The 14,997-nt window shown below is 39.3% G+C and carries 15 protein-coding genes; 13 read left to right on the top strand and 2 right to left on the bottom strand.

Annotated elements, in window-relative coordinates; translation table 11 throughout:
* Positions 1–336 precede the first annotated feature (336 nt).
* Positions 337–1,527, top strand: coding sequence for a PQQ-dependent sugar dehydrogenase (locus tag HUK62_RS14525; RefSeq protein WP_176538215.1), 1,191 nt, complete (start codon positions 337–339; stop codon positions 1,525–1,527).
* Between the two features lie 74 nt (positions 1,528–1,601).
* Here HUK62_RS14525 and HUK62_RS14520 read toward each other — a convergent pair whose 3' ends face one another.
* Positions 1,602–2,324, bottom strand: a complete 723-nt coding sequence (locus tag HUK62_RS14520) for a folate-binding Fe/S cluster repair protein (protein WP_176538214.1) — start codon at positions 2,322–2,324, stop codon at positions 1,602–1,604.
* Positions 2,325–2,585: 261 nt separating this feature from the next.
* Here HUK62_RS14520 and acnD point away from each other — a divergent pair, with 261 nt between their 5' ends.
* The 5 genes from acnD to HUK62_RS14495 all read left to right on the top strand — a co-directional run bounded on the left by acnD (position 2,586) and on the right by HUK62_RS14495 (position 8,568).
* Entirely contained in the window at positions 2,586–5,192 is a 2,607-nt protein-coding gene (acnD, locus tag HUK62_RS14515; protein WP_176538213.1) for a Fe/S-dependent 2-methylisocitrate dehydratase AcnD, read from the top strand.
* A gap of 88 nt (positions 5,193–5,280) precedes the next feature.
* Positions 5,281–7,098, top strand: coding sequence for a hypothetical protein (locus tag HUK62_RS14510; protein ID WP_176538212.1), 1,818 nt, complete (start codon positions 5,281–5,283; stop codon positions 7,096–7,098).
* A gap of 194 nt (positions 7,099–7,292) precedes the next feature.
* The gene (locus HUK62_RS14505; protein ID WP_004695201.1) at positions 7,293–7,436 is read left to right on the top strand and encodes a zinc ribbon-containing protein; all 144 of its coding nucleotides are present in this window, start codon (positions 7,293–7,295) and stop codon (positions 7,434–7,436) included.
* A gap of 118 nt (positions 7,437–7,554) precedes the next feature.
* Positions 7,555–8,130, top strand: a complete 576-nt coding sequence (locus tag HUK62_RS14500; protein WP_176538211.1) for a DUF4126 domain-containing protein — start codon at positions 7,555–7,557, stop codon at positions 8,128–8,130.
* A 231-nt stretch (positions 8,131–8,361) separates the two neighbouring features.
* Positions 8,362–8,568, top strand: a complete 207-nt coding sequence (locus HUK62_RS14495; protein WP_176538210.1) for a hypothetical protein — start codon at positions 8,362–8,364, stop codon at positions 8,566–8,568.
* A gap of 207 nt (positions 8,569–8,775) precedes the next feature.
* On the opposite strand, the gene HUK62_RS19110 is transcribed toward HUK62_RS14495, so the two are convergent.
* Positions 8,776–9,003, bottom strand: a complete 228-nt coding sequence (locus HUK62_RS19110) for a hypothetical protein (protein WP_228723705.1) — start codon at positions 9,001–9,003, stop codon at positions 8,776–8,778.
* 213 nt (positions 9,004–9,216) lie between these two features.
* On the opposite strand from HUK62_RS19110, the gene HUK62_RS14485 reads away from it, so the two are divergent.
* The 7 genes from HUK62_RS14485 to HUK62_RS14455 all read left to right on the top strand — a co-directional run bounded on the left by HUK62_RS14485 (position 9,217) and on the right by HUK62_RS14455 (position 14,987).
* Positions 9,217–9,915 (top strand): hypothetical protein, encoded by a 699-nt coding sequence (locus HUK62_RS14485; RefSeq protein ID WP_176538504.1) that lies wholly within the window; start codon positions 9,217–9,219, stop codon positions 9,913–9,915.
* 107 nt (positions 9,916–10,022) lie between these two features.
* A complete protein-coding gene (locus HUK62_RS14480; protein ID WP_125274690.1) occupies positions 10,023–10,295 on the top strand; it encodes a hypothetical protein in 273 nt (90 codons plus the stop codon).
* 590 nt (positions 10,296–10,885) lie between these two features.
* Positions 10,886–11,281 (top strand): VOC family protein, encoded by a 396-nt coding sequence (locus tag HUK62_RS14475; protein WP_005400276.1) that lies wholly within the window; start codon positions 10,886–10,888, stop codon positions 11,279–11,281.
* A 654-nt stretch (positions 11,282–11,935) separates the two neighbouring features.
* Positions 11,936–12,601 carry an RluA family pseudouridine synthase gene (locus tag HUK62_RS14470; protein WP_062034114.1) on the top strand — a complete coding sequence of 222 codons (666 nt, stop codon included), beginning with the start codon at positions 11,936–11,938 and terminating at the stop codon, positions 12,599–12,601.
* A 277-nt stretch (positions 12,602–12,878) separates the two neighbouring features.
* Positions 12,879–13,835, top strand: a complete 957-nt coding sequence (locus HUK62_RS14465; RefSeq protein ID WP_176538209.1) for a DUF5660 family protein — start codon at positions 12,879–12,881, stop codon at positions 13,833–13,835.
* 150 nt (positions 13,836–13,985) lie between these two features.
* Positions 13,986–14,372 (top strand): ribonuclease E inhibitor RraB, encoded by a 387-nt coding sequence (locus tag HUK62_RS14460; RefSeq protein WP_004695219.1) that lies wholly within the window; start codon positions 13,986–13,988, stop codon positions 14,370–14,372.
* A gap of 168 nt (positions 14,373–14,540) precedes the next feature.
* Positions 14,541–14,987: an SRPBCC family protein gene (locus HUK62_RS14455; protein WP_176538208.1), complete on the top strand. Its 447-nt coding sequence runs from the start codon at positions 14,541–14,543 to the stop codon at positions 14,985–14,987.
* The last annotated feature ends 10 nt before the right edge of the window (positions 14,988–14,997 follow it).

The following is a 14,997-nucleotide window of genomic DNA, read 5'->3' as shown; positions in this document are numbered from 1 at the left end:
TTTAATATTCATTGAAAATGAGTGAACTATTAAATAAGGCTCTAAAAATAGTTTAAGTCCTTGGATGAGCCTTTTACCCAAGTACTGATGCTTGCTATAGAGTTAAAGCAATATTTTTTATGTTCTGTTTATAGCCACAGAACGAGTGTGAATGGCTTAACCCACTGTAAAGACACTTGCAGTGGTTAGGCTAAAAGATAATATAAAATAATAGTTTGTATATGAAGAGCCTATACGATTTTCTAGCAAAAGCGTTTGACTATGCACTCATCATTCAAGTTATATCCTATAAAAAAGAAGATTACTTTTCATAAGATGAATCGAGACGTATCTAAAATGATAAAAATATTCTCAATCTTATTCATATGTTTAGTTGGCTCAATGGTAGTTTTAGCTGGGCAGCCAAATCTTGTGCCTCATCAAATCAACTTGAAAAATGGGAAGCGCTTTTCTCTCAATCTTCCAGAAAATTACGACATTATTCCTGCGGCTGAGGGCTTAAAACGTGTTCGTTTTTTTAGCAAAGCACCTGACGGTAGAATGTTTGTCACAGATATGCACGATTTGACCGACAATAAAAAAGGCATCGTTTATATTTTGGATGAATGGAATGCTGAAACAGGAAAATTCGGCAAACTAATTCCTTATATGGCGGGTTTGAAGAATCCAAATTCAGTCCAGTTTTATACAGACTCTTCTGGACAAGATTGGCTATATTTGGCTGAAACGCATCAGCTCACCCGACGGAAATTTACCCAAGGTGAAATGAAACCCACGGACAAAACCGAAGTTTTAGCGACTTTTCCTGATTATGGTTTAAGTTATAAATATGGTGGCTGGCATCTAACACGAACCATTGCCGTGGGTGGAAACGGGAAAATTTATGTTTCAGTCGGCTCAAGTTGTAATGCTTGCGTTGAAAAAGAAAAAGTTCGAGCGACAGTTTTAGAAATGAATCCCGATGGTTCGGAACAAAAGATTTATGCCACAGGCTTACGCAATGCTGTCGGTTTGAAATGGGTGGGTAAATTCTTATTTGCCACCAATCAAGGTGCGGATCATTTGGGTAAACATAAACCTGATGAAACTTTTTATGCACTCAAACGTGATGCAGATTATGGTTGGCCATCTTGCTATTCGTCGAATGGTAAAATTTTTGCAGACCCAAAATTTAAACGTCCAACAGGATGTAAAAATGTACCATCTCCTTATGCCTATTTCCCATCGCATTCATCTGCACTTGGCTTTGATTATTTTGATGATCCAAATACGGATGACACCATTAAAAATTCTTTTTTAGTGGCTCTGCATGGTTCTACGGATGCCACGATTGGTCATGGCTATAAAATTGTGATTATGCGTAAAGGGCAAAAACTTGAAACCTTTATGGATGGTTTTTTAGTGGGGAATAAGGTGAATGGTCGACCTGCGGATATTTACCGTATAGATGCAAATTCCTTTTATCTTTCAGATGATAAGGGCGGTGTGGTTTATTATGTGAGGAAGAAAGATCCCTCATCGCTCTAAGTTAAACAAAAGCCTCTAAAACTAAGAATAAGTTTTAGAGGCTAATTTATCACAACATTCTAAAATTTATAGACTTATTGTGGGCGAGCCACATCACCATTTAAGCGTTCTGGTAAGTCTAAAACTGTCACATCTAGTTCGCTCAAAGAGTCAGGACGTGCCACTACCAGTGCGACATAACCGCCATCAATCGCAGCGCTATTCACCACTTGAATACCTTTATTCAACTGTTCAGCTTGTGCAGGCACACTGCCTGTACCCTGAATTAAATGCAACCACGCTTTTGGTTTGGCTTTAAACCATAAACGCGCAATTACTTCCTGACCCAAGTAACACCCTTTGTCATAGTGCACGCCTTCACGTTGGTGTAAACGTAGCTCTTGAGGTTGAAACACATGCTCAATGGCTTGGTCGATAAACGCTTCACCATGTGTAATGGCTTGCACTTGCCATGCTGCAATATCGGTAGGCTCAGCAGAGAAGGTGGTACGGTCTTGCGTAAAGGTTGGAAAAACTGAACCCATAGGTTCAAGTTTCATTTTAGAGAAAGCACCAAACTTTTTAATGTGTTTAGCAAAGTCTTCCGACTGGTCTTGAGTGGTGACAATTTCAAAATGTTCTGGGTTACGTTTTGTCAGCCACAAACCAAAGTGGATACGGCCTTTCAAGTCACAAATGGCGGTGTATTGCGTTGTATTTTCAGCCAAAGCTTCAACGTTGACCGTCACTTGACCTTGTAAAAATTTGAGTGCATCTACACCAATTAAAGTGAAAGAGGAGAAAGCTAGATCGCTCATGAATTGCTCGCCTACCTTAAAATCTAATACTAAAGAATTAGGGCTATTTTCCGCTATTTTTCAGAAAAAATCATATTTAGAGTAAATATTTAAAAGTTAATGTAACTAAATATTTCAAAACCCCCTATTTTTATATCTAAGCTTATGAAATATAAACGATTTGGGAAATGGGTTTTCGACAGTGTAGTATGCCTAGCAGACAAAGATGAATTGTCTCGTAAAGACAGTGAAGAAAAATGAAACACCAAAGGCAGGAACGCTATGAACAATAATCACCGCAAACCACTGCAGGGCACCCAGCTAGAATACTTTGATGTGCGAGAAGCCGTTGAACAGATTCAGCCAGGCGCTTATGCAAAACTTCCATACACTTCAAAGGTATTGGCTGAACAGTTAGTGCGTCGTTGTGATCCTGCCATTTTGGAGCAGTCACTAAAAGAACTGATTTTCTCAAAACAAGATCACGATTTCCCTTGGTATCCTGCGCGTGTGGTGTGTCATGACATTCTGGGGCAAACTGCACTGGTTGACCTTGCAGGTTTACGTGATGCCATTGCAGATCAAGGCGGTGACCCGTCTAAAGTCAATCCAGTTGTGCCGACTCAGTTGATTGTCGATCACTCTCTTGCTGTGGAATACGGTGGTTTTGATCCAGATGCCTTTGAGAAAAATCGCGCCATTGAAGACCGCCGTAACGAAGACCGTTTTCACTTCATCGAATGGACCAAGACCGCTTTTGAGAATGTTGATGTGATCCCAGCAGGGAACGGCATCATGCACCAAATCAACTTGGAGAAAATGTCTCCAGTGGTGCAAAACCGTGAAGGTGTGGCATTCCCAGATACGTGCGTCGGTACAGACTCACACACGCCACATACCGATGCGCTCGGTGTGATTTCGATTGGTGTCGGAGGACTCGAAGCTGAAAATGTGATGCTTGGTCGTGCATCTTGGATGCGTCTTCCAGACATTATCGGGGTTGAATTTGTTGGGCAACGCCAAGCGGGGATTACTGCAACCGATATCGTTTTAGCATTGACTGAATTCCTACGTAAAGAACGTGTCGTTGGTGCGTACCTTGAGTTCTTTGGTGAAGGTGCGGACAGCATGTCAGTTGGGGATCGTGCCACGATTTCCAACATGACACCTGAATATGGCGCAACTGCGGCAATGTTCTATATTGACCAAAACACGATTGATTATTTAACCCTGACAGGTCGTGAAGCTGAGCAAGTTGCACTGGTTGAAAACTATGCCAAAGAAATTGGTCTTTGGGCATCGGAGATGAAACAAGCAGAATATCCGCGTGTACTGCGTTTTGATTTATCGACTGTAACGCGTAATATTGCAGGGCCATCGAATCCACATGCACGTGTATCAACCAGCGACTTAAAAGCCAAAGGCATTGCAGGTGTGGTTGAACAGCGTACGGATGGTTTAATGCCTGACGGTGCTGTGATTATTGCCGCAATTACTTCTTGTACCAATACATCAAACCCACGCAATACGGTTGCAGCAGGTCTATTGGCACGTAAAGCCAATGAATTGGGCTTAACCCGTAAACCTTGGGTGAAATCTTCTTTTGCACCGGGTTCTAAAGCTGCTGCTTTATATCTTGAAGAAGCAGGCGTATTGGATGACTTAGAAAAACTCGGTTTTGGTATCGTGGCCTATGCATGTACGACATGTAACGGTATGTCAGGTGCTTTAGATCCTAAACTACAACAAGAAATTATTGACCGTGACTTATATGCAACAGCGGTGCTTTCGGGTAACCGTAACTTCGATGGGCGTATCCATCCTTATGCAAAACAAGCGTTCTTGGCTTCTCCTCCGCTGGTTGTTGCGTATGCGATTGCAGGAACCATTCGTTTTGACATCGAAAAAGATGCATTAGGAAACGACAAAGACGGTAACCCAATTTACCTGAAAGACATTTGGCCATCAGATGCAGAAATTGATGCATTAGTAAAAGAAGCGGTAAAACCTGAACAGTTCCGTAAAGTGTACATTCCAATGTTTGACTTGGGTGTAACGGAAAAAGCGGCAAGTCCTTTATATGACTGGCGTCCTCAAAGTACTTATATCCGCCGTCCTCCGTATTGGGAAGGGGCTTTAGCTGCACCTCGTACACTGGCAAATATGCGTCCGCTAGCAATCTTGCCTGATAACATCACTACAGATCATTTATCACCATCGAATGCAATTATGATGGATTCGGCAGCAGGTGAGTACCTACATAAAATGGGCGTACCTGAAGAAGACTTTAACTCGTATGCAACGCACCGTGGCGACCATTTGACGGCACAACGTGCAACGTTTGCGAATCCGAAATTGTTTAATGAAATGGTGGTTCGTGCGGACGGTACGATCAAGCAAGGTTCGAAAGCACGTGTTGAGCCTGAAGGCGAAGTGATGCGTATGTGGGAAGCGATTGAAACTTATATGAATCGTAAGCAACCGTTGATCATCATTGCAGGTAAGGACTATGGTCAAGGTTCAAGCCGTGACTGGGCTGCCAAAGGTGTGCGTCTTGCAGGGGTTGAAGCGATTGTGGCGGAAGGTTTTGAGCGTATTCACCGTACTAACTTAGTGGGTATGGGCGTGTTACCGCTTGAGTTTAAAGCAGGAACTGATCGTAAAACTTTAGGTTTAGATGGTACTGAACTTTATAGCGTCATTGGTAACATCGCGCCACGTTCGACGTTAACTTTAGTGATTGAACGTGCGACAGATGAAGGTAAGAGTGAAATGGTTGAAGTGCCTGTAACTTGTCGTTTAGATACCGAAGAAGAAGTGTCTGTATATGAAGCGGGTGGTGTATTGCAACGCTTTGCGCAGGATTTCTTGGAAGGGAGTGTGGCTTGATACTTTAGTTAAACATTATTGATATTGTTTAAAAAAAAACCTATCTTAATGATGGGTTTTTTATTAAATTATAATATAGGGTTAGAATATGCCTAGTAGATTAGAATTGACGAAGAATGTTCTATTTTTTAAATCCAAAGTTTTATTTAATGATATTTTAATTCGCGAAATACTCAACTTAGCAACTGATAATAAAGAAGATAAGACGAAATTCATAATAGATAAATTTAGAACTAAGGAGAAGACACAAACAAATATTGATTACACTTTATCAATTAAAGTCTTTTCAACAGTTAGACCTGTTTATTTTTTAGATGATGATAGTTATGAGGATCGTATTTATGCTTATATAATTTTAATAGAGATAGATGATTATTTAGTTTTACTAAGTAAAAGTTGTGCGACGTATTTACAGTTTGTGAAAGAGAGTTTTCAATTAATTAATGTTAGCGAATTGAGTAAATTAGTTGGAAAAAATGCTGATTTCCAAAAAATATCATTACGCAATATGACTGTTTCAGAAAAAGCTATTAGAAATAGATCATTTGAAGCAAGTGATCTTGAAGGATCTTTTTCAAGTCATTCTGCAGGACGCTCAGTCCCATCGTACTTTAAAGTAAGGGAGCAAGGGCAAACAAAGTCTATTTCAGCAAGTGGTAGATTTGTTGAATCATCTCCTAGACAGTCTGTTGAGAGCATAGTTGAGTGGGCACATAGTCAAATTCAATTAATTAAAAATGCAAAAGAGAATGAGTTTCTTCAAATATTTGCAAGGAAAGTTTTATTAAATGATGTGCTTTCCTCTTGTAATCCAGCAGCTTTATTAATTGATGTTTCAGCGATTGAGGAAAGGATAGAGGATGGAATCATTTCATTAAAATACGAACGTAAAAGAAAAGAAAAAATAAATGGTAAAACTAAGCGTGTTAAAAAAGTTATAGATGTACCTAATGGAATATCTGAGAAATTATTTTTTCAATTGGGGGCTGTGTATGAAATAGATTCTAATTTAGACATAATTAGCTTAGAAGAATCCACAAAAATAAATAGAAATAAAAAAACATTGTCTATTTATTCTAAGTTATTGAGAAATTTTAAAATTGAAGAAAATGGTAAGTTAGAAAGTCTTGTAAATTACATTAATAAAAATGGACTATTTTGTTTAACTTTTGATAACCCTCGATATATGTACTGCATGGATAATTGCTTCGAGGATGTATCTGGCATGTCTGAAATAGATTCGATTTTAGCTATGCTTTATCCTCAAAATAACATCAAACAAGTTGCATCTGAAAAAGGACAATTTAGTACTGTACAAGAAGATTTTACAGCAGATTCAATGTTTAATTTTGTGGAAATGATACATTCGAATAACGATTATATTTTTTGTGATGATTTAGGTGATGAATGGGCAGATCATTTAACTATTGATTTGAAAGAATTTAGTATTAATTTTATTCATTCAAAATATTCGAATGATGAAACTAACTCTGCAAGTAAATTACAGGATGTAGTGGGGCAAGGTATCAAAAATTTAGGAAATATGCATTTTTCAAGTCAACAAATATTAAATAAATACTCCACAACTTTTGCAGATTCATATAAGAGTGGAAAGGGGGCTAATGGTAAAGGTAAGGGGGTACAAACAAAAATTTCTAGGATTCGCAAGGATGCTGGTAGTCTTGAACAAGATATTGATTTAATTTTAAAAAATCCAAAATTGCATAGAAAGTGTATCCTGAGTTGTAATTTTATTTCGAAATCCAAAATAGAAAAAGAACTAAAAAAATTGCAAAAAGGACAAAAGGTAGGAGGGCATATTACCCAATGGCTATGGATTTTATCATCGTTTTCTCATGCTGCTAAAGATGCTGGTGCTTTTCCTATGATTTATTGTGCCGCGTAAATGCTAATCAATTTATATAAGCCTATGGCTAGCAAGTTAAAATGGAGTACTTTACTTCTTGTAAGACGTTTAGATTTTCTATGGAAATCATTTCTTGCCCAAATGCCATCATCATTTGTCGAAATGATCAATAGACATTCATCATAAAATGCATATACTAGTAAGACCATTTTCTAAACATATGGAGAACAAAAATGGTTACTGCTGGCGAAAAACCTGGAACAGGCTTCTATTTTTGTGTTCAATGCGGACACCGCGTCTACTTAGAAATTGGTACAGATCGTTTACCCCCGTGTACCAAATGCCAAGGCAATCAATTTAACAATAAGAATGCCTAAGCTAAAGATTTAACAGTTACCCACTGTTTAAAAGAAAAGCCCTATCACCCGATAGGGCTTTTTGCTAAGTTATAAAAAAGATAAAAACATCCCAACTTAGGCGACATAGGAAAAGCACATGGAAACCATATTAGGACTTTGTATCGGCATTGGCTTAAGTGCGGCCTGTGGCTTTCGTGTTTTTGTCCCACTCTTGGTCATGAGCCTTGCATCTATTATGGGGTGGTTCGAACCCATGCAAGGTTTTGAATGGTTAACCATGCCATCGGTATGTATCGCCTTAGCCATTGCAACTGTTTGTGAAATCGCAGCTTATTACATACCATGGGTAGACAACGCTTTAGACACCATTGCAACGCCAGCCGCAATGGTCGCAGGAACACTTACCACTATGGCGGTTAGCAGCGGGGAAATGTCACAGTTTGCCAGTTGGGCTGCGGCAATCATTGTGGGTGGAGGAACAGCAGGCGCCGTGCAAATGAGTACCGTTGCTGTCCGAGGAGTTTCAACCGCGACGACAGGTGGGGTTGCCAACCCTTTGGTGTCTACCGTGGAATGGGTGGGTGCTGTTTTACTGTCCGTGCTGTCACTACTGGTTCCTGTCTTGGTGGTGATTGTAGGCATTATTTTGGCGATCTGGGCCGTGCGATGGTTTAAACGTAAAAAACAAGAAAGTATCAGCACCCCTTTATAGTTTCAGCAGTTTTCTTATGGTGTTGTTGGATCTTTAAATTTAAAGATAGAGTGGCTAATTTTTCGCTTATGTGGACATCAATTCTTTTAGCTGGATATGACTTAGAGATCAGTTTCACTTTTAAAATAATGATTGATTTTCATACGCTATCCGTTTAATTTTATAAATACATACTTTTTGTATGGTTTTGTTTGTAGTTGAACTTTATAAAAATTATTCGGGGAACTGTAAATGATAAAATTTATTGTAAATGAACAGCCTAGTGAAAAAGGCATTCATCATATTCATAATGCATCCTTAGGCTGTGCAGATTTACCCAGCTCGGAGGATCAAATTCTGATTGGTTATTTTGCCAATTACGAGCTGGCTTATAAACGGGCAAGAATGAACTGGCCTAGAGAAAAAGTCGAAGGTTGTGACAAGTGTTGTTTCAACTAATCAAAAACAAAAAAGCTCTGCAAATTATGTAGAGCTTTTCATTGTTGGATATGGATGTTCTATTTTTTAGGTACTACAAGATTAATGAATTTCAATTCGGGTCGTGACTTTAATTTTTCGACACTCTCGGTCAGCTTCAACTAAAGCGCGAATTTTAAAGTCAGAAAATCGCACTACTCGGTTTTGCATAGCAAACTGTTCAGGTGTTTAAATTTCTAAGCACTGAAAGGGACGCAGATTTTTTAGGATGTGCTTCTGTTTATCCGTCATGTTCTGTGTCGATAAGTACACATAGCCTTTGGTGGTTTTTAACAATACTTCATTTGGCTGTGTTTCAGTTGAGCTGGTGACTTTAACGATATGTGTTTTTAACACTTTGCATGCACTGAGGGAAAGCGCAAGGCACAGCATCAGCAGGGCAGTTTTGGTTTTCATGATGAAGCGTATTTGAATGGTCTTTCGCCACTTTAGCCGAAAGTTTTCAACGGCAGCAATCAAAATATGACACGGATACGGTCATCTGTTTTTAATTCTAGATCATTCTACAAACAGACTTCTGATAAATGCTAAGCTGCAGCACAGATGCCAAAAATGAAGCATTCATTAGCGCGCTCTTTTACCTACTTTATTTTAAAAATTAACAAAACTATGAAAAAACAGTTCATTCAAACTTCTCTAATGTTCGCTGCAATGTTGGGTATATCCACCAATCTCTGTGCTGAAAACTTAAGCGCAGCGGATATTCAGCGACACAAAGCCACCAACCAATACCAAGCTTACCTTCCCGCAAAATATACGGTGTATGAGGTCGTGCAAGGGGACTTAAACAAAGATGGTTTAAAAGATGTGGTTTTAATCGTCAAAGGTACAGATCCGAAACAATGGGTCACCGATGAATACCGTGGAAAACTAGATCGTAACCGCCGTGGTGTGATTGTGCTGTTGAATGCAAAAGGGCGCTACCAAAAAGTCGTTCAGAACCTGTCACTGTTTTCTTCAGAAAATGAAGATGGCGGTGTGTACTTTGCGCCTGAGTTGGTGCCCTCTATCGAAAAAGGCCTGTTAAAACTGCATTATGCCCATGGCCGTTATGGATATTGGGCCTATCAGTTCCGTTTAGAGGGGCGTGATATGCGCTTGATTGGCTATGACAGCTCCGATAATTTTGGCCCTTATGTGAACAGTGAAACCAGTGTCAATTTTCTCACCGCTAAGAAGCTGGTCAGAGAAAATCTCAACAAAGATCCTGATAGCGACCCTAAATTTAAAGAAGCATGGAGCAAAGTGAATGTTGCTCCGATGTATTTGAGCAAAATTCAGGACATCGACGATCTGAGTTTTGAATAGTGTTGGCTTAGTTTTTGCTAACTTATATCTCAAAATGCACTTTTATGAGTGACGTGAGTCTGAGGCATCAGTCACATGACTGCTTGGATTATGTATAGGGGAAAGCGATGGAAAATAAAGAACTGCTCTTGAGTGCTGCAGAGAAACCTAAGCTGAGTACAGCTGCTCATTTGATGGCAGGTTGGCCTTTGTTTTTAGTGATGATTGGTGGTGCAATCGGTGGAGCCTTAGCTGTGGTTGCGTATGTAATTAACCGAAAAATCTATCTGTCTCAGCTCAGCAATATGCAAAAGGTGCTTGCCAATTTACTCTGTGGTATGTCTGCGATCAGTTTATGGTGGTTTATTGCAACATGGTTGCAAGGCTATATGAGGACTTAAGCGTTCTGAAATGATGGTGTAAAAAATGATAGAAGTTCATTTTTATGCGATGAAATAGATGATTCAACTGTCGTTATGAATATTTTTATCAAGTCTGGTTTTATTTCTGGAAATATTTTTCATCATCGCTTGAAATTAGCTAATCTTCGGAAATTCATCCCGCACCAATTTGCTTAATATAGCGTTTAAGGGCACAGGAATCGAAAAGAGTAGTTTGCGACTCGTTATCTATCAGATCAGCGTCGTACTTACCCACAAGGTCTCGATTCGGCTTAGGACGCTATAGATTATCCATTTATAGGCAAAAGTTTAGAACTTACCCAGTTTTAATCGTTGAAGTTATCTCCTGATCCCTAGAAACTACATGATAAAAACAACACGATAAAAGACACGTCCATTTAAATATTTTCTTCCATTTTAAAACTTCTATATTGCTCCGAATTTATCCCAATATTTGCTCTAACTGTGTCAAAACAAATTGGCGCTTTGGTTTGCGAAAACGGCTTTAAAAAAATTGCGATTTGATAACATTGGAACGCTTAGAGTTCTGCTATAACCATTAAAAGTCTGATAAAAAATATGGAACAACAATGAAAATATATGTCACCAGTATCATGGTCGATAGCCAAGAAAAAGCCTGTCAGTTTTATACAGAAAAACTCGGTTTTAAAATCAAACATGATGTACCTGTGGGTGATTTTCGTTGGCTGACCTTGGTTTCACCCGAAAGTCCAGAGGGTGTTGAACTGCTACTGGAGCCTGATGCACATCCCGCGGCACAGCCGTTTAAGGCCGCAATTAAAGCAGATCTGATTCCCTATACTTCTTTTCAAGTGGAAGATCTCGATGCGGAATATGAACGACTCAAAAACCTAGGGGTACGTTTTACCAGTGAACCGATGCGGGCAGGAAAAGTTAAAGTTGCGGTCTTTGATGATACCTGCGGGAATCTCATTCAGCTGATGCAGGTCTGTGCAGGAAGTTGATTTTCTCATCTGTGATGCAGTAAAGAAATAAAATCCTGAGAAAAGTGATTTTATGTGAGAAAAAAATCATAAATACGCTGCATTTGGGAAAATATTTTTTAGATAACCTGAAAGCCAAGATTTTTTTCCAAAAATAGCCAAAAAGACTTTATCTTCGGGAAACAATCCCGCCCTTGGATTGTTAAATTATATCTCAAGGGTGTGACGGGATCGAAAAGAGTAGCATGCTACCAGTGGCGCAAAACGCGTGAGTAGTACTTACCCAAAAGGTCTTGATTCGGCTTAGGACGCTATAAATCAAAAGTTTATAGGCTATAAGATCATCACTTACAAAGTTATGATAGTTGAAGTAAACAACATGTTTTCCCAGACACCCTAAAAAATTTGAACTCGAATAAAAGATAAATCAAAAAAAAATAAATCAAAAAAAAATAAATTTTAATATTTCCCGCAAAAACCGAAAAATCCTGCTGTTGTAGTTTCACTTACATCATTTTATTTTAGGCGTTCAATCTAATCAGCGCTGCTAAAAAGCTGGCTTATATGGAGTGATGGACGCCTAGGATTCAGGCTGTTTTCCATATTTTGTGAATGATTGACAGCAGAAACACAGCTTGCTATTTTTCGCGCTCGCTTTTGTATGCTGTTATTCCCATGGCTCTAAATGACAACTTTATTTATACACCGCCCCAAGAAGACTTGGTGATCGTTTATGAAGACGATGATTTGGTGGTGATTGAAAAGCCTGCGGGCTTGTTGTCTGTGCCAGGACGTTTACCAGAACACCAAGACAGTGCCTATTTAAGGGTTTTAGCGCAGTATCCGCATGCCAAAATTACCCATCGTTTAGATATGGCGACCTCGGGGATTTTAATGTTTGCCAAGCACCGCGATGCCGAAGTTGCCGTCAGTAAAATGTTCCAAGCCCGCACGGTGGACAAACACTATATTGCTTTAGTTCAAGGCCAGTTGGATGCCGAAGGCAGTGTTGAAGTACCACTGATTACAGACTGGGAAAATCGACCACGGCAGATCGTGCACTTTGAACTGGGTAAGCCTGCAAAAACGCTTTATCAAGCGCTTAGCTATGATACTGAGACCGATATTACGCGAGTTTTATTGACTCCGATTACAGGTCGTTCGCATCAGCTCCGTGTGCATATGCAATATATTGGGCATCCAATTACAGGGGATAAGTTGTATCACCCTGAGCCGACACGGAGTCCATTAAAACGTATGGCTTTACATGCCAGTTTTCTCGCCTTTCAGCAGCCTTTAAGTGGGAAAGCGGTCGCGATTCATGGAAGTGTGCCATTCTAACTGTGTCACACTTTGCCTATATTTTGAGAAATACTTAAAATTTGGGATATCGGGCAGTTTAAAAAACCGTTAGCGTAAGTTGTGTAAGTGCACTTTTATCCAGTGTGCTTATCTTTGTTGAAATTAACATTTGAGTTTGGCTTTTTGGCCATCGTCATGACTGATTGAAATTGAATGAAAATATGTTTGTCTGTTCCAAGGCTTACTGTTTGAGTTTCATGTATTCTTACAGCTGAGTCTTTAAAATAAAAATGACATTCCCTTAGGGAGATAGGCCATGCTTTATGTACTCGCTGTCATTCTTGTCCTGCTGTGTGCTGTTATATGCGGGCAAAAAATACACAGTCTTGCCCAAAAAAAGAAGATTGAATCCTTAGAAAGTAATTTAGAACGTAATCGAAACAGTTTAGAGGTTTATGAACAGCAGCAAAGTGAATTACAACATCGGCTGACCAGTTTAAGAATTGAGCTTGGAACACTCAGGCAACGTAACGAAACTTTGAGTCCTTACCAAGAAATTATTGATGTCGAACACTATGTTATTGAACGGCACAACCAAGTTGAATTATTTGCTGAAACGGTCAAATTTGATGCTGAACAAATGCTCAAACAGTGTCGGCAGCGCATTGAAAAAGTACATCACTTCTTAACGGAATATGAATGTAAAGTCAAAGAAGTTACTATGCAGCGCGCCAGAGAAAAACTGGGTGCTTTTTTTCACATGGCTGAAGAACGACAACATCTGGCTGAAATATCAAAGGCCTTACACCATAAAATTGAAACCTACAGCCAAAGTTATCAACTGCCTTCGGAGCAGTTATTAGATGAACTCATCGAAGGCTATGGGAAAACGGATGCGGCCGGCCATTTATTGAAAATCCGGCAACAGGTGATTCATGCGGTTGAGCAAAATGACGTTGTGATCTGTGCTTTTATGGATGAACATCGACGACTATCGATGATGGTCTTGGTTTCACAGTTATTTAATACGAAAGCAGATTTTTATTTGCAACGTGTGAGCAAAGACAATCTTGGCCTTTTGATTCAAGCTTTGCAGGATGATTTTACCCTTATCAATCACTATGGTACGGCCTTTGGTCATACTCGTATACAAGACAGTTATTTGGCTTTACGCCTAGAAGAACTCAAATTTGCGGCCTTATTAGAAAGCCTAAAAAGCAGTGATTTACAGTTTCAAGCGGAGATTTTAGTTGAACATCGGGTTTTACAATAACACGGCAAAGTCTGCGTGAAATAAAGTCCAAACAACCTTCGAAAAATCAGATGTAACTGCTATAAAAATGAGCAAAATATGCTATGTTGAAGTCACTATTTTGTCACTTGCCAACGATATATTGGCTAAAAAGATAACAAGGACATACGCATGACACGTGATTATGAATTATATCCAGATGATGATAACGGAAATGTACTTTGGCAAATGGCTGAGGATGGCGACGACCTATCTGAACCGCATGAAATAGAATATTCGATTGCCTTTCAAGAGCAGTCACAAGCAGAAAAGTGTGCGTTGTATTTATTACAAGAAGAGCAAAAAATCACGTTGTTTGTCGATGAAGAAAGCGATGTATCTGAGTGGATTATTACCATCTATGTGTATATGGAACCTGAGTATTCAGACATTGTCGACTTAGAACAATGGTTTACTAAAATTGCAGAACAGTTTGGTGGCGAATATGATGGCTGGGGCTGTATGGCCTATGTCTATGACGACGAAGATGACGAGGACTATGAGCAAGGTCAGGCTTAAAAAAATGGTCAAATTTAAAGCATGTTGAAAAACATGCTTTTTTATTGGTGGGTAGAAAAGCCAGCGGGCCGAGTTTGGCTATTTAAAAAAAGATGCACAAAAAAATACAGTATGTGGGTTTGAGCGTTTTAAACTAAATCTGAATATTTGAAAAGAACGAGAAAAATCATGTCAAATAGCGTCCAATTACACCGCGTATTTAGTGCACCCGTCGAGCGCGTCTATCGTGCTTTTACCACTGCAGATGCATTAGTGAAATGGATGGCACCACATGGCTTTACCGCACATGTAGATCAGTTTGATCTGCGTGAAGGTGGTCAATATCGCATGTTTTTTACCAACTTTAGTACAGGCATGCAGCATTCATTTCATGGCACTTATCATGAAATCGTTGAAAACAGTTTATTGCGCTATACCGATGAGTTCGATGTGCCTGAACTTGCAGGTAAAATTGAAGTGCGTGTTGAGTTTAAAGAAGTATCTGTCGGTACTGACGTCCATATTACGCAGTCTGGTTTACCTGATGTGATTCCTGTCGATGGTTGTTATTTGGGTTGGCAAGAGTCATTGCAACTCTTGGCTTTTTTAGTGAATCCAGACATTCCTGATGAATAGTGCATTGTCA

This window comes from Acinetobacter sp. NEB 394, from assembly GCF_013374795.1.
In the GTDB taxonomy this organism is placed as follows: Bacteria; Pseudomonadota; Gammaproteobacteria; order Pseudomonadales; family Moraxellaceae; genus Acinetobacter; species Acinetobacter johnsonii.
The sequence above is the reverse complement of the archived record's forward strand: the minus strand, read 5'-3'. Positions and strand labels throughout refer to the sequence as shown.